We start from the raw sequence: 19,402 nt of genomic DNA, 5'->3' as shown, positions 1-19,402 counted from the left end.
GGGTGAGGCTGGTTACAAGCGCCACTTTTTGGCGATCCCCAGCCAGCTGGGCGCCCCGCCACGTGGTTTGACGGAGTCGCGGGGCGGCGGGGCACGGAACTCGGAGCCGATGAGGTGCACCGCTTCGGCGATGGTTCCGGGCGAGCTGCGCAAGCCGGGCAGATGGTCCGGGTGGGCCCCGGAAGCCTCGGCCGTGGCGTGGGCGATGGCGTGCGACTGGCCGACGGAACGCCCGTGCGCGAGCGAGCTGTAGAGCGTACGGGAGTACGTACGGCAGTCCTGATCGCCGATGGGCCCGGCGGTGCCGATCACGCACGGGACGGCCACGGCCATGAGATCGGCCAGCTCCGAGGTCCAGCAGGCGTTGAGCACGACGATCCGGAGCCCCTCGTCGACGAACTGGGCCAGCAGATTGCCCAGCCCCCGGTCGCACACCGGGGCGTCCGCACCGTCGTCGGTCAGGAACCGCAGCCCGCCGCGGTCGGGGGTGCCGCGACCGGAGAAGTGCAGCACGGCGGGCACCTCCTTGATGAGCCGGTCGCTCAGGTCGACGAGCCGGGCGGCCTGGAGGCTGTCCAGGGTGACGGCGTCCCGGTACTGGGAGCCGTCGATGCTGCGCTGGATCTCCCGGAACTCGGCGCCGGTGTCGGGGGAGCCGTGCACGTGGGGCGAGGCCGCCTGGACGACGAGGATCCGGGAGGGTCCGCCGGTCATGGGGCAGCGCTCGCCGCCAGGATGCTCGGGATGAGGGCGCTCAGGGCCGGGGCGTGCCGGGGCTGGATCCCGATGAGGGTGGCGATCTCGGCGATCACCCGGTCCCGGTCGGCGGGTTCGGCAGGGGGCCAGGCGGTGGTGAGATCCGGCGAGGTGCCTTTGAGGGCGCCGGCGACGGCGAGGTGGACGAGCGCGGTGAATGGCTCCTGGTAGACGAAGAACTCCAGCAGGGCGATGGCCTGCACGAGGTCGGGCTCGGCGGCGGGTGCCCTCAGGAGCTGCTGGAGCCGGTCGTGCAGCGCGGAACGACTCTCGGCGTACTCGTAGGCGGTGGGGATCCCGTCCGCCCGCGCGAGGGTGATCAGCGCGAAGTGCACGGCGGAGTCGGCCGTTTGGATGTCGGACCCCAGGAGTGCGAGGGCCTGATCATGCAGGAGCGCCGCCTCGTGGTCGGCGAGGTAGGCCTGGGACTCCTGCCAGTTCGGGAGCTTGATCCAGGAATCGAGGAGTTCGACCGTGAGGAAGGGGCGGAAGGCGGTGTCCGGGCCGGTGGCGGCGGCCTCGCGGGTGATCCGGAGATGCTGGTCGGCGACCGGTGTGACCAGGGCAAGTGTCTGCAGGGCCAAGGTGGTCTCGGCCGAGCCGAGGTCATCCGCGTGATCGTTCCAGAACGCGCGGGAGTCCGCCCAGGTGGGGCACCTGATCCAGGCGGTGGCGAGATCGAGTGCGGCTTGGGGGAGGGCGAGCCAGGGTGGGGGCTCAGCGCCGGTTTCGTCACGCCACAAGGCCATGACCTGGGCCGCTTGTACCTCGTCGGCCTGATGGTAGGCGCGGAGTCGGAGGATGGCTTCGAAGGCTGGCGGATCGGTTGTTCCAGAGACCTGAGGCGCTGCCGCCAGGGCTATGAGGCTGCGGATGCCGAGTTCTGCATCGATGCTCGCGAGCTCCAGGCCGGCGCGCTGGACGGCGAGGTGCCGGGACGCTTGCGGATGCGCGGAAAGTGATCTTTCTGCTGTGGAGTAGGCGGCAACGGCATCGCGAGTGGGGGCCAGCCTGGCGAGGGTGCTGAGGGAGGTGGCGAGGTTGGGGAGGTGGGCGGCGGGGCTGGCTTGGGCGAGGGCGCGGCGGATGGTGACGGCTTCGGTGATGGTGGTGAGTGCGCTGTTCCGGTCCCCGGTCTCGGCCTGGCGGACGGCGAGGTTGTTGAGGGAGGTGGCGAGGTCGGGGAGGTGGGCGGCGGGGCTGGCTTGGGCGAGGGCGCGGTAGAGGTTGGTGGCTTCGGTGATGGTGGTGAGTGCGCTGTTTCGGTCTCCGGTCTCGGCCTGGCGGACGGCGAGGTTGTTGAGGGAGCCGGCGAGGTTGGGGAGGTGGGCGGCGGGGCTGGCTTGGGCGAGGGCGCGGTAGAGGTTGGTGGCTTCGGTGATGGTGGTGAGTGCGCTGTTTCGGTCTCCGGTCTCGGCCTGGCGGACGGCGAGGTTGTTGAGGGAGCCGGCGAGGTTGGGGAGGTAGGCGGCGGGGCTGGCTTGGGCGAGGGCGCGGTAGAGGTTGGTGGCTTCGGTGATGGTGGTGAGTGCGCTGTTTCGGTCCCCGGTCTCGGCCTGGCGGACGGCGAGGTTGTTGAGGGAGGTGGCGAGGTTGGGGAGGTAGGCGGCGGGGCTCTCTTGGGCGAGGGCGCGGCGGATGGTGACGGCTTCGGTGATGGTGGTGAGTGCGCTGTTCCGGTCCCCGGTCTCGGCCTGGCGGACGGCGAGGTTGTTGAGGGAGCCGGCGAGGCTGGGGAGGTAGGCGGCGGGGCTGGCTTGGGCGAGGGCGCGGCGGATGGTGACGGCTTCGGTGATGGTGGTGAGTGCGCTGTTCCGGTCCCCGGTCTCGGCCTGGCGGTTGGCGAGGTTGTTGAGGGAGCCGGCGAGGTCGGGGAGGTAGGCGGCGGGGCTGGCTTGCGCGAGGGCGCGGTAGAGGTCGGTGGCTTCGGTGATGGTGGTGAGTGCGCTGTTTCGGTCCCCGGTCTCGGCCTGGCGGACGGCGAGGTTGTTGAGGGAGCCGGCGAGGTCGGGGAGGTAGGCGGCGGGGCTGGCTTGGGCGAGGGCGCGGCGGATGGTGACGGCTTCGGTGATGGTGGTGAGTGCGCTGTTTCGGTCCCCGGTCTCGGCCTGGCGGACGGCGAGGTTGTTGAGGGAGCCGGCGAGGCTGGGGAGGTGGGCGGCGGGGCTGGCTTGGGCGAGGGCGCGGTAGAGGTTGGTGGCTTCGGTGATGGTGGTGAGTGCGCTGTTTCGGTCCCCGGTCTCGGCCTGGTGGTTGGCGAGGTTGTTGAGGGACATGGCGAGGTCGGGGAGGTGGGCGGCGGGGCTGGCTTGGGCGAGGGCGCGGTAGAGGTTGGTGGCTTCGGTGATGGTGGTGAGTGCGCTGTTCCGGTCTCCGGTCTCGGCCTGGTGGTTGGCGAGGTTGTTGAGGGAGGTGGCGAGGTTGGGGAGGTAGGCGGCGGGGCTGGCTTGGGCGAGGGCGCGGTAGAGGTTGGTGGCTTCGGTGATGGTGGTGAGTGCGCTGTTCCGGTCTCCGGTCTCGGCCTGGCGGTTGGCGAGGTTGTTGAGGGACATGGCGAGGCTGGGGAGGTAGGCGGCGGGGCTGGCTTGGGCCAGGGCGCGGCGGATGGTGACGGCTTCGGTGATGGTGGTGAGTGCGCTGTTTCGGTCTCCGGTCTCGGCCTGGTGGTTGGCGAGGTTGTTGAGGGAGCCGGCGAGGGCGGGGAGGTGATCGGCGGGGTTGGCTTGGGCGAGGGCGCGGTAGAGGTCGGCCGCTTCCTGTGACGATGCCAGGGCCTCCTCCCGTCGGCCGGCGCTGCTCAGCATGACGGCCACCTCCCTGAGCGCATCGGCGAGATCGGGCTGGAACGCCTCACCCGCGACATCGACGAGCTCGCGGATCAGGGTCACTCCCTCGTTCCCGGCTTCGGCCGCATGGGCGGACAATGTCCTGCGGAGGTAAGGGTTTGCGTTCTCGAGGGCCGTGAAAGCCTCGGACTGCGCCCTGAGGAGATCGACCAGCGCACGGGCCACGCGATACGCCGCCTGATCGGACGGCTCGCTCCTCTGCCGAAGGTGGGCCACGAATTCCCGGTGGTAGAGCCGGTAGACCGCCTGCACGCCGTCGCTGTCCTCCACGACGTACCGGCCGTAGGTGTTGAGCAGCCAGTCCACGTCCTCCGGACCGTACGTGACCCCGTCCGGGCCGAGCGCCGAGGCCACCGTCTCCCAGACGCCCCGCGCCGGCATGCCGTTCCCGACGCTCCACGCGAGCGCCATCAGCAGGTCCTCGGCTGCGGACGGCAGGAGTTCGCCGTCTCGTTTCCGTTGCGGCCCGCCCCTGAGGTCCTCCGTGAAGGCGGCGCTGATGGACAACGGAATGGCCGCCTCCCAATCCCGCTCCTCGTTGCCTGATGCGGTGAGATGCCTGATCACCGAGTCCGTCGCCATCCTGGCGAAGAGGAAACTGCCGTCATGAGGAGCCGCTCGCTGCGCGATGCCCGCCGCGACGGTCGCGGCGTCCCCGGGCGGCAGCTCGCGCGCCAGCCGTCGTCGGCAGTACTCCTCGATGTCGCGCTCCGTCCCGGCCTCGTCGTCCAGGTCGGTCGTCCGGGCCCGGGCGTCGACCAGGCGGTTCACCACTTGGTCCAGCGGTTCCCGGAGATCCCCCTGCGGCCGGAAGGACCGTCCCCGGGAGCCCAGCAGTACGCACGCCAGCCGGCTCAGGGGCGCCAGAAGCTGTTCGATGATCGCGAAGTCCTGCTCCGGTGCTGCCTCGTCCAGGCCGTCCAGGACCAGGACCAGGCGCTGCGGTGAGCCGGGCCAGCCCCGTTCCACCTCGTCGATCAGGGCGGCGGGGGTCTGTGGCGGGTCCACGTTCAGCCGGCGGGCGATGGCCTCGGCCAGCTGCTGCACGGTGAAGCCCCGCAGGTGCAGCGAGACGTGCACCGACCCCTCACCCGGGTCCGGATCGTCCTTCGTGAGCGGCCTGTGCGCCACGATGCTCGCTCGGTGTTCCCGGTCGGACAGCGTGGCGATCCGCCCGAGGACAGCCGATTTACCGCTGCCGGCACTCCCCGTCACCAGGAACAGGCCGGGCCGACCCGCTCCCATCCACTCCACGATGTCCCCGAGCACGCGGCGCCGGCCGCTGAAGAACCACCCCTCGTCGGTCGCGGCAGCCCCGCGAGCCGCCTGGACCAGGTGCTCCACCAGCTCCGGCTCCGGAGCGGCCCTGCGGAGCGGATTGGCGAACATCGGGAGGTCCCGGCCGGTCATGGCCTCGAGCGGACGGTGGCCGACCTCCTCGGGCCACTGCGTGAGCAGGGTCTTGATGACCGTGCTCCCGCTGATCTGCTCGTTGCGGCGGCTCCACTCGTGGCGGTACGCATCCGTCTGCGGCCCGTCGCGCAGCAGGCGGCCGAAGGAATCGAGGAGGATGCCGGCGGCCTCCGCCTCCTCCTGGGGGCGGCAGCTGGCGATCACTCCGAGCCAGGCGGACCTGCCCGGGGGGAGGTTCTTCGCCGACAGCTTGTTCAGGGCCTTCTGCAGGGACTCCCAGACGCCCGCGCCGGCATGGCACGTGTCGATGAGGAGTAAGACCTGGTCCGCCCTGCCGAGCAGGGCGGCCGCGGTGAGCTCCGTTGCCGAGAACGTCTCGCCCTCGTACTCGGCGTTCTCGGTGTCGCACAGCGCCAGCCGCAGCTCCCCGTCGTCCAGCACGCCGTGCCCGGACCACATCACGACGGCGGGTCCGTTGCGGCCGCCCCGCCCCCAGTCCACTGCCCACTCCCGGACGGGCGCACCGATCGCGTTCCACTGCGGATCGGCCAGCACCGTCGCCGTGTACCCGTGCCCCTCCAGCAGCTCGCACAGCTCCCGCATCTGCTCGGTCGCCCCGGTCAGCCGCCGGAACCTCGGCTTCTCGTACCGCTCGACCACGACCCCCAGGGCCGTGCCCCGGATGCCCTCGGATGCCTCACTCACCGGCTTCCCCCACCACCGTCAGCGCCGTCACGGTCGTCTCCGCGCGCGCGGTCACCCGTACGGCCAGCCGGTACGCGCCCGGCTCCGGGGCCGGGAAGGCTGCGGTGTAGCGGCCCTCGCCCAGGGGGCGCACCGTGCGGGAGAGCGGCGGGGTGCCGTCGGCCGGGCGGAGTTCCGCCGTGAGGTGGAGTGCGTCGTGGTCGGGGACCTCCGGCGGGACCGTGACCGTGACCTCGTACGGATCGCCCGGGGCCGGCAGCGAGGGGGCCAGGACGCCCAGCGTGATGTCGCCGTCCTCCCCGCCCCGGTGGAACGGCCGCTCGTGGCCGAGCAGGCCGCACAGGGCGTCCCGTACGCCCCTGTTGTTCTGCAGGGAGCCGTGCTGCTCGCACGGGGTGTGGGCCTCGGGCACGGCGTAGCCCGTGTAGTCGGCGTTCGCGGGGCGGGCCGAGAGGCGGGGGACCGTGCCGTCACCGTGCTCGTAGACGCCGTCGATGTCCCACAGCGGGGTCAGGGCGTCGCCGGAGAGCTCCGCCGTGGTGAGCGTCGGCTGGCGGATACCGGTGATCGCGTGCAGCGGGGTCGGCTCGGGCCGGCCGGCCGCCGCGCGGCGCAGGTCCGCGTGGAAGAGTGCCGCGTCCGCCAGCAGCCCGGGGTCGACGCCCGGCAGACCGGTCAGCTCACGGGCGTACACGAGACCTCCGGGAGCCGTGACGCACGCGTAGTCGGGGGCCAGCTGGTGCAGGGAGGGCAGGCTGCGGGCGAAGGCGCTGAGGTCGACGCCGAGCGGGCCCCACCCCTTGCGGAGGCCGTTCACCAGGTGGGCCAGGGCGTCCAGCGAGCCGCGGTGCGGGGTGCCCAGGGTGATCAGACGGCGGGTGGTCTCGTGTCCGCCGAGCAGCTCCACGTACTGGCGGGCGATCAGCCCGCCCATGGAATGGCAGATGAAGACGACGCGGGCGTCCCGGCGCTCGGCCGCCGAGTCCTGCCAGCGCTCCAGGGCGCGGTCGACGACCTCCTTGAGCCGCTCCGCGTTGTAGCGGCAGGACAAACGCCAGTCGTACGCGAAGGGGACCAGGTTCTCCCCGCGCGTGAGCGTGAAGGACCGCTCCAGCCAGCCCAGCAGGTCCGTGTAGCCGTCGACCGGCTGCCAGAGTCCGGGGAGGGCGTGCACGTCGGACATGACGCCGATGGGGACGACACCGTCGCCGGGGTGGTCGTTTCCGATGTCCCTCGGGAGGCGCAGCCCCTTCACCGAGCCGCCGACGGTCCGCAGTGCTCGCGCCAGGGCGCCGCCGGACAGGTCCCAGACCGGTTTGCCGTCGGCGTTCGCCAGTCGGCTGCCCATGATGCCCGGCAGTACCACTACAAGATCGTTCACCCGTGCGCGTGACATGCGTGCCCCCGCCGACTCGTTGCTGGACCAGTCAGCGTATGACGACGGCGCCCCCGCCCGGAGGGTGTTCCGGGCGAGGGCGCCGTATCGAGTGGCTGCCGCGGGGGCGTGAGCCCTACAGGCCGAGCTCGACCTCGAACTCGCCGGCCTCGAGGATCGCCTTGACGGCCGAGAGGTACCGGGCCGCGTCCGCGCCGTCCACCAGGCGGTGGTCGTAGGACAGGGTCAGGTACGTCATGTCGCGGGCGCCGATGACGGTGCCCTCGGCGGTCTCCAGGACCACCGGGCGCTTCACCGTGGCACCGATGCCCAGGATGGCGACCTGGTTCGGGGGCACGATGACCGTGTCGAACAGCGCACCGCGCGAGCCGGTGTTGCTGATGGTGAAGGTCGCGCCCGACAGCTCGTCCGGCGTGATCTTGTTGCCGCGGACCTTGGCGGCCAGGTCGGCGGTCGCCTTGGAGATGCCCGCCAGGTTGAGGTCACCGGCACCCTTGATGACCGGGGTCATCAGGCCCTTCTCGGAGTCCACGGCGATGCCGATGTTCTCCGAGTCGAAGTAGGTGATGGTGCCCTCGTCCTCGTTGATCCGGGCGTTGACGACCGCGTGGGCCTTCAGCGCCTGGGCCGCGGCCTTGACGAAGAACGGCATCGGCGAGAGCTTGACGCCCTCACGGGCCAGGAACGCGCCCTTGGCCTTCTCGCGCAGCTTCATGATCTTGGTGATGTCCACCTCGACCACGGAGCTGAGCTGAGCCTGCGAGTGCAGGGCCTTCATCATGTTGTCGCCGATGACCTTGCGCATGCGGGTCATCTTGACCGTCTGACCGCGCAGCTCGGAGACCGCGGCGGCCGGAGCCTTCGCGGCCGGAGCGGCGGCCGGAGCCGGGGCGGCGGCAGCGGCCTTGGCGGCCTCGGCGGCGGCCAGGACGTCCTGCTTGCGGATACGGCCACCGACACCGGTGCCCGAGACCGTGGACAGGTTGACGCCGGACTCCGAGGCGAGCTTGCGCACCAGCGGGGTCACGTACGCGGCCTCGTCACCGGCGGACGCCGGGGCGGCGGCCGGAGCCGGGGCAGCGGGGGTGACCGGAGCCGGAGCGGCCACCGGGGCGGCGGCCTGGACCGGAGCCGGGGCGGCGACCGGAGCGGCCGGGGCGACCGGAGCCGGAGCGGCGACCGGAGCGGCGGCCTGGACCGGAGCCGGCGCGGCGACGGGGGCGGCGGGAGCCGGAGCGGCCGCGGGGGCCGGGGCGGCAGCCGGAGCCGGGGCGGCCGGAGCGGCACCGGCGGCGCCGATGACGGCCAGGACGGTGCCGACCTCGGCGGTCTCGTCCTCGTTGATCCGGATCTCCAGCAGGGTGCCGGAGACCGGCGCGGGGATCTCGGTGTCGACCTTGTCCGTGGAGACCTCGAGCAGCGGCTCGTCGGCCTCGATGGACTCGCCGACCTGCTTCAGCCAGCGGGTGACGGTGCCCTCGGTGACGGACTCGCCCAGCGCGGGGAGCACGACATCGGTGCCGGACGCGGCCGGAGCGGCAGCGGCGGCGGGAGCCTCGGCAGCGGGAGCCGGGGCCGCGGGGGCCTCGGCGACCGGAGCCGGAGCGGCCTCGGCGGCCGGGGCGGCGGCCGGCTCGGCGGCGGGAGCCGCGGCAGCGGCCGGAGCGCCGGAGCCGTCGTCGATGACGGCCAGCTCGGCGCCGACCTCGACGGTCTCGTCCTCGGCGACCTTGATGGAGGCCAGGATGCCCGACACGGGGGAGGGGATCTCGGTGTCGACCTTGTCGGTCGAGACCTCGAGCAGCGGCTCGTCGGCCTCGACGCGCTCGCCCTCGGCCTTCAGCCAGCGGGTGACAGTGCCCTCGGTGACGCTCTCACCGAGCGCCGGAAGGGTTACGGAAACCGACATGGTTTCAGTTGCTCCTAACGAAAGTGCGGAAGTGGTCGTCGCGCCCGTGACGAATTAGTCGTGGGAGTGAAGCGGCTTGCCGGCCAGGGCCAGGTGGGCCTCGCCCATCGCTTCGTTCTGGGTCGGGTGCGCGTGGATGAGCTGCGCGACCTCGGCCGGAAGAGCTTCCCAGTTGTAGATCAGCTGGGCCTCGCCGACCTGCTCGCCCATCCGGTCACCGACCATGTGGACGCCGACCACGGCACCGTCCTTGACCTGGACGAGCTTGATCTCGCCCGCGGTCTTGAGGATCTTGCTCTTGCCGTTGCCAGCCAGGTTGTACTTCAGGGCCACGACCTTGTCCGCGCCGTAGATCTCCTTGGCCTTGGCCTCGGTGATGCCGACGGAAGCGACCTCGGGGTGGCAGTAGGTGACGCGCGGGACACCGTCGTAGTCGATCGGGACGGCCTTGAGGCCGGCCAGACGCTCCGCCACCAGGATGCCCTCGGCGAAGCCGACGTGCGCGAGCTGGAGGGTCGGGACGAGGTCACCGACGGCCGAGATGGTCGGCACGTTGGTCTGCATGTACTCGTCGACCAGGACGTAGCCGCGGTCCATCGCGACGCCCTGCTCCTCGTAGCCCAGACCCTGCGAGACGGGGCCGCGGCCCACGGCCACCAGCAGCACCTCGGCCTCGAAGGTCTTGCCGTCGACCAGCGTCACGCGGACGCCGTTCTCGGTGTACTCGGCCTTGTCGAAGAAGGTGCCCAGGTTGAACTTGATGCCGCGCTTGCGGAACGCGCGCTCCAGCAGCTTCGAGCTGTTCTCGTCCTCGACCGGCACGAGGTGCTTGAGGCCCTCGATGACGGTGATGTCGGAGCCGAAGGACTTCCACGCCGAGGCGAACTCGACGCCGATGACGCCGCCGCCCAGGACGATCGCCGACTCGGGGACGCGGTCCAGGACCAGGGCGTGGTCCGAGGAGATGATGCGGTTGCCGTCGATGTTCAGGCCCGGCAGCGACTTCGGCACGGAGCCGGTCGCCAGCAGGATGTGGCGGCCCTGGATGCTCCGGCCGTTCACGTCGACGGAAGTCGGGGAGGAGAGGCGGCCCTCTCCCTCGATGTAGGTCACCTTGCGGGAGGCGACCAGGCCCTGCAGACCCTTGTACAGGCCCGAGATGACCTCGTCCTTGTACTTGTGGACACCCGCGATGTCGATCCCCTCGAAAGAGGTCTTGACACCGAACTGGGCGGCTTCACGAGCCTGGTCCGCGATCTCGCCCGCGTGCAGCAGAGCCTTCGTGGGGATGCAGCCGTTGTGCAGGCAGGTGCCGCCGAGCTTGTTCTTCTCGATCAGGGCAACGTCCAGACCCAGCTGGGATGCGCGCAGCGCCGCGGCGTAACCGCCACTGCCACCGCCGAGGATCACTAGGTCGAAAACGGTGCTGGCGTCGTTCGCCACGTCACGTCCTCCATGCATGTGCGCCGGGCACCGGTCCTCTGTGACCGGGCGGCGGCTGGTAATCGGCCGCTTGTTTCTTCGGCCCTGTGGTGGGGGCCCTGTCCTGCCGAGAACCCATCTTCGCATTTGTCGGGGGAACGCGGGACGCCGGGCCCACGATGTGATCGGGCGATCCACCCGGACCGAGGGTTACCGATGCGTAGGTACCTACGGAGATACCTACCGATTCCTTGAGGTTTCGCCGTGAGACGGACGCGCACGGCACACGGACGGACGCACCCCGGGCCCTGACCCGGCCCGGGGTGCGTCACGTCACATCACTCGTGGTACGTCAGCCCAGGTCGCCCGTGGCCGTGCGCTCGGCCAGCCGCACCAGGGTGCGCACGGCGGAGCCGGTGCCGCCCTTGGGGGTGTAGCCGTGCGGCGCGCCCTCGTGGAAGGCCGGGCCGGCGATGTCGAGGTGGGCCCAGGTGATGCCCTCGCCGACGAACTCCTGCAGGAAGAGGCCGGCCACCAGGCCGCCGCCCATGCGGACACCCATGTTCGCGATGTCGGCGGTGGGGGAGTCCATGGTCTTGCGCAGCTCGGCGGGGAGCGGCATCGGCCAGGAGGACTCGCCGACCTCCTCGGCGATCTCGTGGATCGAGGTGCGGAAGGCGTCGTCGTTCGCCATGATCCCGAAGGTGCGGTCGCCGAGGGCGAGCACCATCGCGCCGGTCAGGGTCGCGACGTCGACGATCGCGTCCGGGTTGTCCTCGGAGGCCTTGGTCAGGGCGTCACCGAGGACCAGGCGGCCCTCGGCGTCCGTGTTGAGGACCTCGACGGTCTTGCCGCTGTACATGCGCAGCACGTCACCGGGCTTGGTGGCGGAGCCGGACGGCATGTTCTCGGCGAGCGCGAGCCAGCCGGTGACGTTGACCCGCAGGCCCAGCTTCGCGGCCGCGACGACGGAGGCGAAGACGGCGGCGGCGCCGGCCATGTCGCACTTCATCGTCTCGTTGTGGCCGGCCGGCTTCAGGGAGATGCCGCCCGAGTCGTAGGTGATGCCCTTGCCGACGAAGGCCAGGGTCTTCTCCGCCTTGGGGTGGGTGTAGGTGAGCTTCACCAGGCGCGGCGGGTTCTCGGAGCCCTTGCCGACGCCCATGATGCCGCCGAAGCCACCCTTGACCAGGGCCTTCTCGTCCAGGACCTGGACCTTGATGCCGTTCTCCTTCGCGGCCGCGGAGGCGACCGCGGCGAAGGCCTCGGGGGTCAGGTCGTTCGGCGGGGTGTTCACCAGGTCGCGGGCGATGTTGACCTCGGTGGCCACGACCGCGGCGCGCTCGACGGCGGCCTTGTGCTCCTTGTCGCGGGGCTTGGCGCCCAGCAGGGCCACCTCGGCCAGCGGGGCCTTCGGGGCCGCGCCCTTGGCCTCCTTGCGGACCTTGTTCTCGCCGCCCTGGTAGGCGGTGAAGGCGTACGCGCCCAGCAGTGCGCCCTCGGCGACGGCGGTGACGGCCGAGGCGTCCTCGAGCGGGAGCGCGAAGGCGGCCTTCTTGCTGCCGTGCAGCGCGCGGGCGGCGGCGCCGGCGGCGCGGCGCAGCACCTCCTCGTCGAACGACTCGTCCTTCTCGGGGACGGAGCCGAGCCCCACCGCCAGCACGACCGGGACCTTGAGGCCTGCCGGGGCCGGCAGCTTGGTGATCTCGCCTTCGGCCCCCGAGGCGCCGAGCGCGTCGAGGACGCCGGCGAGCTTACCGTCGTAAGCCTTGTCCACGGCCTCGGCGCCCGCGGCGACGATCGGCCCCTTGGGGCCCTTCGCCACGCCGACGACGAGGGCGTCGGCGCGGAGCGTCGCCGCGCCGGCAGTGCTGAGAGTCAGAGCAGTCACGGTGGTGAAGTCTCGCTTCCGTTTGTGTATGTGGGCCGAGTGGGTGGACGGCCATCCGTAGCGATCGTATTCGGGCCCGACGGCCGCCAGAAATGAGCCTACGCGCACGCGCTCGTCCGTACGTCACTCGAAGGTTTGGCAAGTTGTTCGATCAAGACGCCATCAGGTTCACCCATCTGTGGACTCTGCTCCAGGTTTGCCTCGTAGACCTGACGAGGTCCGAGAGACTCGGTCCACTCTCGCAAGGGGACGCGGGGTTCCTTTGCATGATTTCCACAGAGCCTCCCAGGCCCGGCGCTCCGCCAGGGCCGAGTCGAGGGACGCCTGCGGGGGGAAAGGCCGAAATGGTCAACAAGAATCGGATGAACAGGGTCGCGGCGATGATGGCCGCAGCCGCCCTGGTGTCCGTGGCAGTACCCGCCGCGACCGCCACGGCGGCCGTGACACCGCGCATCGACCTGAAGGTGCTGGTCGTCGACGACGGCGGCAGCTCGGTCGAGGCGATCACCGCGGAACTCCGCGACACGGGGGTGCCCTACACCCGCGTCCAGCTGGGCAGCAGCGGCCGCCCGGTCATCAACGCGGGCTTCCTCAGCGACACCGTGGACGGCCGTCCGCGCGCCAAGTACCAGGGTGTCGTCCTGCCGAACGAGAACCCGTTCGGCGAGGGCTCGGCCGAGATGGCCGCGCTCGCCGCCTACGAGACGACGTACGGGATCCGCCAGGTCGACGCCTACACCTGGTCCCACCCGGGAGTCGGGCTGGAATACACCGACAACGGGGGCTACAGCGGCCAGCTCGACGGCACCCAGGCCGCCGTCACCACCGCGGGCAAGGCCGGCCCGTTCGCCTACCTCGGCGGCCAGGTCACCTTCGAGGACAACTCCGCGCTCGTCCCCGAGAGCTTCGGGTTCATGGGCAAGCCCCGGCCCGGCTACACCAGCTACCTGGACGCCCCGGTCGGTACCGGACGCGCCTCGCTCGTCGGCGAGTACACCCACGACGGACGCAGCGAACTGGTCGTCACCTTCGGCTACAACCAGTACCAGCAGCAGTTCCGGCTGCTCGCCCGCGGCATCGTCGACTGGCTGACCCAGGGGGTGCACCTCGGCCAGAGCCGCAACTACTTCGCGGTCCACGTCGACGACGTCTTCGCCCCCGACGCCCGCTGGAACAAGGACCTGAACTGCACGCCGGGCGACTACGCCTGCGCGGGCGGCGAGGGCAAGGAGAGCACCATCCGGATGTCCGCCGCCGACGCCGTGTACGCGGCGCAGTGGCAGACCTCCAAGAGCTTCAAGCTCGACATGCTCTTCAACGGCGGAGCCGGCGAGGAGTGGAAGGCCGAGAACGGCGGCGTCGACGCGATGACCGCCCAGCTCGTCGCCGACCGCGCCAAGTACCGCTGGATGAACCACACCTACACCCACCCGTTCCTCGGCTGCATCCAGAACACCGCCGTCACCCCGTGGACCTGTACGAAGAACGCCGCCGGCGCGATCCAGTACATGAGCCGCGCCGAGATCTCCGCCCAGATCCGCGACAACAACAACTGGGCCGCGTCCAAGGGGATCACCCTCGACCGGACCGAGCTGGTCACCGGCGAGCACTCCGGGCTCAAGACCGGGCCGCAGCAGCCCGCGGACAACCCCAACCTGGCCGGCGCCCTCGCCGACAACGGGGTCAAGTGGGCCGGCAGCGACAACTCCCGCGAACCCGCGCAGCGAGCGGTCGGCTCCGCCCTCACGGTCCCCCGGCACCCGATGAACGTGTACTACAACACGGGCACCAACGCCGAGATGGCCGACGAGTACAACTGGATCTACACCAGCCGCGCCCACGGCGGCAGCGGCATCTGCGAGGACAACCCGGGCACCTCCACCTGCCTGCCGGCCCCGCTGGACGTCAACACCGGCTACCTCAGCACCATCGTCCCGGCCGAGGCCCGCACCGCCCTGCGCCACGTCCTGGCCAACGACCCGCGGCCGCACTACGTCCACCAGTCCAACCTCGCCGAGGACCGCACCCTCTACCCCGTGCTCAACCAGGTCCTCGACACCTACCGCGCCCTCTACGCCCCCAGCGCTCCGATCGTCAACCAGAGCATGAAGGACACCGGCGTCGAGTTCCAGCGCCGCGCCGCCTGGGACAAGGCACTCGCGGACGGCAAGGTCACCGCCTACCGCATCGGCAACGACGTCACCATCAAGGCGCCCTCCGGAGTCGTCGCCCCGGTCACCGCTCCCAACGGCACCAAGAAGCAAATGCTGCTCGGCACCGCCGACTTCGGCACCGCGTACGCCGGCAACCGCTCCACCTGGACCGGTCCCGAGCTGCTCCAGAGCGCCGTCACGCTCAAGCTGCCCAGCTGACCGACCCGCAAGCCAACACCAGTACCACCTAGCGCCGGCGCTCCGCGAACCCACGGGCGCCGGCCCCTTTTCCGTCCTGGGGGGACACACCGCATGAGTCATGGGCGTCACGTCACCATGCTCACCGAAGGCACCTATCCGCACGTCCACGGGGGCGTCAGCACCTGGTGCGACCAACTGGTGCGAGGCATGCCGGAGGTCGACTTCAACGTCATAGCCCTGACCGGCTCCGGACGCGAGCCGGTCACCTGGGAACTGCCCCGCAACGTCTACCGGCACACGTCCTTCCCGCTCTGGGGACCGCTCCCCTCGCGCATCCGCCGGTCGGGCCTGCGCGGCAGGGCGCAGCGCCGCTTCACCGAGGTCTACGAGAGCTTCCTGCTCTCCCTCCTCGACCCCGCGGGCGATCCCGCCCGGCACACCTTCTCCGAGGCCCTGCGCGAACTGACCATCCTCGCCCGGGCCGGGAAACTCGCACCGGCCCTGCGTTCCGAATCGGTTCTGCGCCTGCTGATGAACGTATGGACCCGCCCCGGTCTCGCCACCGCCGAGGCCGAGCCCACCATCCACGACGCGCTCACCGCCACCGACCTGCTGGAACACGCGCTGCGCCCGCTGAGCGTCCGGATCCCGCCCGACAGCGTCGCGCACGCCGTCAGCAGCGGCCTGGCCACCCTCCCGGCCCTCGCCGCCAAATACCTCGACGGGGTTCCCTTCCTGCTCACCGAGCACGGCATCTACCTCCGCGAGCGCTACCTCGGCTACCGCAGCGCCGCCCAGCGCTGGCCCGTCAAGGCGCTCATGCTCGGCTTCTACCGCGAGCTCAACACCGAGGGCTACCGGCAGGCCGACCTGATCACCCCCTGCAACCAGTACAACCGCCGCTGGGAGGAGCGCGGAGGCGCCGAGTCGGAACGTATCCGCACCGTCTACAACGGCGTCGACCCGCACGCCTTCCCCGAGGCCGGCCCCGAACCGGACGTGCCCACCCTCAGCTGGTGCGGCCGCGTCGACCCGATCAAGGACCTCGAAACCCTCATCCGGGCCTACGCCTTCATGCGCGAGGAGCTGCCCGCCCTGAGGCTGCGCCTCTTCGGCCCCGTCCCGCCCGGCTGCGAGGAGTACAAGCTCCGCCTGGAGAAGCTCGCCGCCGAACTCGGCGTGAGCGACGGGATCACCTACGAGGGCCGCATCGAGCAGGTGGCCCGGGCCTACGCGGCCGGCAGCGTCGTCATGCTCTCCTCCATCAGCGAGGGCTTCCCCTTCAGCATCATCGAGGCCATGTCCTGCGGCCGCACCACCGTCTCCACCGACGTCGGCGGAGTCCGCGAGGCCGTCGGCGACACCGGCCTCGTCGTACCGCCGCGCGAGCCCGAGACCATGGCCCGCGCCACCCTCGCCCTGCTCCGCGACGACGAACGCCGGGCCGAGCTGGGCCGGATGTCCCGCAAGCGGGTGGTGGAGAAGTTCACCCTCCACCAGTCCGTGGACGGCTTCCGGCACATCTACCGCGAACTCGCCGGCCAGCCCGTCCTGCCCGTCCACGCGGGCGACGAATGGACCCAGCGGCTCGCCGATCCCTGGTATCGCGAACTCGCCGCCGACGGGAGCCTGTGGTGAGCGGATCCCTCTGGCTGAAACCGCCCGGTCCGGGCACGGGCACCGGCCCCGCCGCCGACACGCTCCCGGCCATCCCCCGGCCGCGGCGCGACGGCCCCGGCGCCACCGCCGCCGACCCGATGGACGAACTCGCCGAGCGCCTCGACGCGTTCATCGCCTCCGCCGTCCACCCCGACGAGATCGCCGCCATCCTCGAGTCCGACGGCATGACGGACGAGTACATCCGGCTCACCTACGGCCGGCACGACTCCTTCGGACTCGCCGAGGAACTCTTCGCCCGGGTGCCCCGCTCCTTCCCGGAGCCGGGCGCCGCCCCCGACCCCTGGAAGGTCTCCCTCACCGCCTGTCTCCTGCGCGGGGTGATCTTCGCCCTGCCCGGCCTGGCCTACCTGCTCGGCGCGCCCCTGCTCGAAGGCCCGCAGGACCGCCTCGGCCTGCCCGCCGGAACGCTCACCCTGCTCGCCGGTGCGCTCATCGGCTGGGTCTGGGACCAGACCCTCTCCCACCGGGCCTACTCCTGGCTCGGCCTCGGCGACCGCGGCGCCGCCGGGCGGACCCTGCTCGTCGGCGCGCCCGTCGGATCCCTGCTGGGCACCGCCGCCGCACTGGCCGTGCCCGGCGGGCCGCCCTTCTCCTACGCCTTCGCCGCCGGACAGGCCCTCTACGTCGGGGCCGCCACCGTCCTGCTCGTCCTCGGCCGGGAACGGGTCCTGCTCGCCGCACTCGCCCCGATGGCCGCCGGAGCGCTGCTCGTGCTCTTCGTCGACCTGCCCGTGCCCGTAAGGGTGTCCCTCCTCGTGGTGTCCCTGCTGGCCGCCTGCACCATGGCCGTACGGCAGCTCCCGCTGGCCGACGGGCTACGGGCCGCCGCCCACCGGATCCGCGGCTGGGCGGACCGCCGGCCCGGCAAGGACGGCCCCGTGCGCTGGCAGATGCTGCGCGGAGCCGAGGAGGAGTTCGCACACCGCGGGCCCCGGCTCGGGGACTCGGTCCCGTACGGGGTCTTCGGCCTCGGCACCGGACTGCTCGTGCTGTACGCCGCCCTCGGGGAGGTGCTCGCCGGCGGACCCGCCGAGGCGGTCGCCGCCCCCTCCGCGGTTGCCCTCACCCTCAGCATGGGCCCTGCCGAATGGCTGCTCCACCGGTTCCGCAGCGGCAGCCTCTCCGGGCTCCAGGGGGCCCGCTCGCCCCGGGCCTTCCGGCGGCGGATGCTCGCCACCCTCGGCCGGTGCCTCGCCCTCTACCTGACGGTCCTGCTGGCCCTCGGGCTGACCGGCACCCTGCTCTGGCCGGACGCCCCCGTCCTCACCGGAGTCCGCATCGCGACCCTGCTGCTGCTCGGGGCCGTCATGTGGACCGGGCTGCTCCTGCAGTCCTTCGGGGCGGTCCGGCCCGCGGCCGTGGTCTGCGCCTCCGCCGCCGTCGCCCAGAGCCTGGCCCTGCTGACCGGACTGGGCCAGCCCCGGGCGGTCCAGCTGGTGGTCGCGGGCGCGGCCGCCGCCGTACTGACCGCCCTGGTCTGCCTGCTCCTCGGCCGCGCGACCGCCCACCGATGACGCACGATCCGTACGCCACGCCCGAGGAGAAGGACCCCATGCTGCTGGTGCCCCTGTACGAGCATCCCGCCGACAGGCCGGAGGCCTGGGAGCGGCTCATCCGCTCCGCGGGCCGGCTGCACTCGGTGGTGCTCAACCCCGACAGCGGGCCGGGTGCCGCCCGCGACGAGCGGTTCGCCCTCGTCGCCGAGCGGCTGCGCGAGGCCGGCGTACCCGTCCTCGGGTACGCCGACACCGACTACGGGAGGCGCCCGCACGCCGAGGTGGTGCAGGACCTGCTGCGCCACCGCGACTGGTACGCCGCCGACGGGGCCTTCCTCGACCAGGCCTCCGCCGACCCGGAGCTGCTCCCGCACTACGGGCGCCTGGCGGTCGCCGCCCGTGCCGCGGGCGCCCGCACCCTCGTCCTCAACCACGGGGTCCACCCGCACCCCGGCTACGCCGAACTCGCCGACCTCCTCGTCACCTTCGAGGGACCCTGGGACGCCTACCGGAACGCGGACGCCGCGCCGTCCTGGACGGCGGACCACCCGGCCCAGCGGTTCTGCCACCTCGTGTACGCCGTCCCGCCGGGCGCGCTCGCCGCCCGGCTCGCCGAGGAACTCGCCGCCGAACGCGGGGCCGGGGTGCACTGCGCCGTCCCCGGCAGCGGCGCGCACCCCTGGGGCACCCTCCCGTACGAGCTGGAGGCGGCGGGATGAGAAGGCTCGGACTCCTGCTGGCCGTCCCCCTGCTGCTGCTCGCCGCCTGTACGTCGCAGCCGGAACCGGAACGGGAGGAACTGTCGTCCGACCCGGCGCCGGGCCAGCGGTGGCAGCCGAAGCCGGGAGTCGGCTGGCAGTGGCAGCTCACCGGGAAGCTCGACACCACGGTGAAGGCGGCCGTGTACGACGTCGACGGGTTCAACACCACCAAGGAACAGATCGCCACCCTGAAGAAGGCCGGCCGCAAGACCATCTGCTACATCTCCACCGGCGCCTGGGAGGACTTCCGGCCGGACGCCGACGCCTTCCCGAAGGCGCTGCTGGGGGAGGGCAACGGCTGGGAGGGCGAGCGCTGGCTCGACATCCGGCGCACCGCCGAGCTGGAACCGCTGATGGGGAAACGGTTCGACATGTGCAGGGAGAAGGGCTTCGACGCGGTGGAGCCCGACAACATGGACGGCTACGCCAACCGGTCCGGCTTCCCGCTGACCGCCGACGACCAGCTGAAGTACAACCGTCTGGTCGCCCGGCTCGCGCACGACCGGGGCATGTCGGTCGGGCTGAAGAACGACCTGGACCAGATCCCGCAGCTGGTGGCCGACTTCGACTTCGCGGTGAACGAGCAGTGCATGGAGTACGAGGAGTGCGAGCGGTACGCCCCGTTCATCGACGCGGGCAAAGCCGTCTTCCACGTCGAGTACGAGGGCCGGCTGAGCCGGTGGTGCCCGGCGGCGCGCGAGGCGAAGCTCAGCTCCCTGCAGAAGCGCTACGACCTGGACGCCTGGCGCCAGGTCTGCCGCTAGCCCGGCCGC

The 19,402-nt window shown here is 71.6% G+C and carries 11 protein-coding genes; 5 read left to right on the top strand and 6 right to left on the bottom strand.

What is annotated here, in order from left to right; translation table 11 throughout:
• Positions 1-12: 12 nt before the first annotated feature.
• The 6 genes from OG753_RS14115 to OG753_RS14090 all read right to left on the bottom strand — a co-directional run bounded on the left by OG753_RS14115 (position 13) and on the right by OG753_RS14090 (position 12,338).
• The gene (locus OG753_RS14115) at positions 13-714 is read right to left on the bottom strand and encodes a CHAT domain-containing protein (protein ID WP_401703222.1); all 702 of its coding nucleotides are present in this window, start codon (positions 712-714) and stop codon (positions 13-15) included.
• On the bottom strand, positions 711-5,720 hold the full coding sequence (locus OG753_RS14110; RefSeq protein ID WP_405788630.1) for an AAA family ATPase: 5,010 nt from the start codon (positions 5,718-5,720) through the stop codon (positions 711-713). Before OG753_RS14110 ends, OG753_RS14115 begins: the two co-directional genes overlap by 4 nt.
• On the bottom strand, positions 5,713-7,116 hold the full coding sequence (locus OG753_RS14105; RefSeq protein WP_405788629.1) for a lipase/acyltransferase domain-containing protein: 1,404 nt from the start codon (positions 7,114-7,116) through the stop codon (positions 5,713-5,715). The genes OG753_RS14110 and OG753_RS14105 overlap by 8 nt, the downstream gene beginning before the upstream one ends.
• A gap of 115 nt (positions 7,117-7,231) precedes the next feature.
• Positions 7,232-9,025, bottom strand: coding sequence for a 2-oxoglutarate dehydrogenase, E2 component, dihydrolipoamide succinyltransferase (sucB, locus tag OG753_RS14100; protein ID WP_405788627.1), 1,794 nt, complete (start codon positions 9,023-9,025; stop codon positions 7,232-7,234).
• A gap of 54 nt (positions 9,026-9,079) precedes the next feature.
• The gene (lpdA, locus tag OG753_RS14095; protein WP_327262139.1) at positions 9,080-10,468 is read right to left on the bottom strand and encodes a dihydrolipoyl dehydrogenase; all 1,389 of its coding nucleotides are present in this window, start codon (positions 10,466-10,468) and stop codon (positions 9,080-9,082) included.
• Positions 10,469-10,799: 331 nt separating this feature from the next.
• Entirely contained in the window at positions 10,800-12,338 is a 1,539-nt protein-coding gene (locus OG753_RS14090) for a leucyl aminopeptidase (protein WP_327262138.1), read from the bottom strand.
• 344 nt (positions 12,339-12,682) lie between these two features.
• Between OG753_RS14090 and OG753_RS14085 the strand changes: the two genes are divergently transcribed.
• The 5 genes from OG753_RS14085 (at position 12,683) to OG753_RS14065 (ending at position 19,393) form a co-directional block, all read left to right on the top strand.
• Complete coding sequence (locus OG753_RS14085) at positions 12,683-14,710, top strand: hypothetical protein (protein ID WP_327262137.1); 2,028 nt, start codon at positions 12,683-12,685, stop codon at positions 14,708-14,710.
• A gap of 93 nt (positions 14,711-14,803) precedes the next feature.
• Positions 14,804-16,330, top strand: a complete 1,527-nt coding sequence (pelF, locus tag OG753_RS14080) for a GT4 family glycosyltransferase PelF (RefSeq protein ID WP_405788624.1) — start codon at positions 14,804-14,806, stop codon at positions 16,328-16,330.
• On the top strand, positions 16,327-17,886 hold the full coding sequence (locus tag OG753_RS14075) for a hypothetical protein (RefSeq protein ID WP_405788623.1): 1,560 nt from the start codon (positions 16,327-16,329) through the stop codon (positions 17,884-17,886). The genes pelF and OG753_RS14075 overlap by 4 nt, the downstream gene beginning before the upstream one ends.
• Positions 17,883-18,587 carry a spherulation-specific family 4 protein gene (locus tag OG753_RS14070; RefSeq protein ID WP_327262134.1) on the top strand — a complete coding sequence of 235 codons (705 nt, stop codon included), beginning with the start codon at positions 17,883-17,885 and terminating at the stop codon, positions 18,585-18,587. Before OG753_RS14075 ends, OG753_RS14070 begins: the two co-directional genes overlap by 4 nt.
• The gene (locus OG753_RS14065; RefSeq protein ID WP_405788622.1) at positions 18,584-19,393 is read left to right on the top strand and encodes an endo alpha-1,4 polygalactosaminidase; all 810 of its coding nucleotides are present in this window, start codon (positions 18,584-18,586) and stop codon (positions 19,391-19,393) included. Before OG753_RS14070 ends, OG753_RS14065 begins: the two co-directional genes overlap by 4 nt.
• Positions 19,394-19,402: the final 9 nt, after the last annotated feature.

This window comes from Streptomyces sp. NBC_00029, assembly GCF_045160505.1.
In the GTDB taxonomy this organism is placed as follows: Bacteria; Actinomycetota; Actinomycetes; order Streptomycetales; family Streptomycetaceae; genus Streptomyces.
The sequence above is the reverse complement of the archived record's forward strand: the minus strand, read 5'-3'. Positions and strand labels throughout refer to the sequence as shown.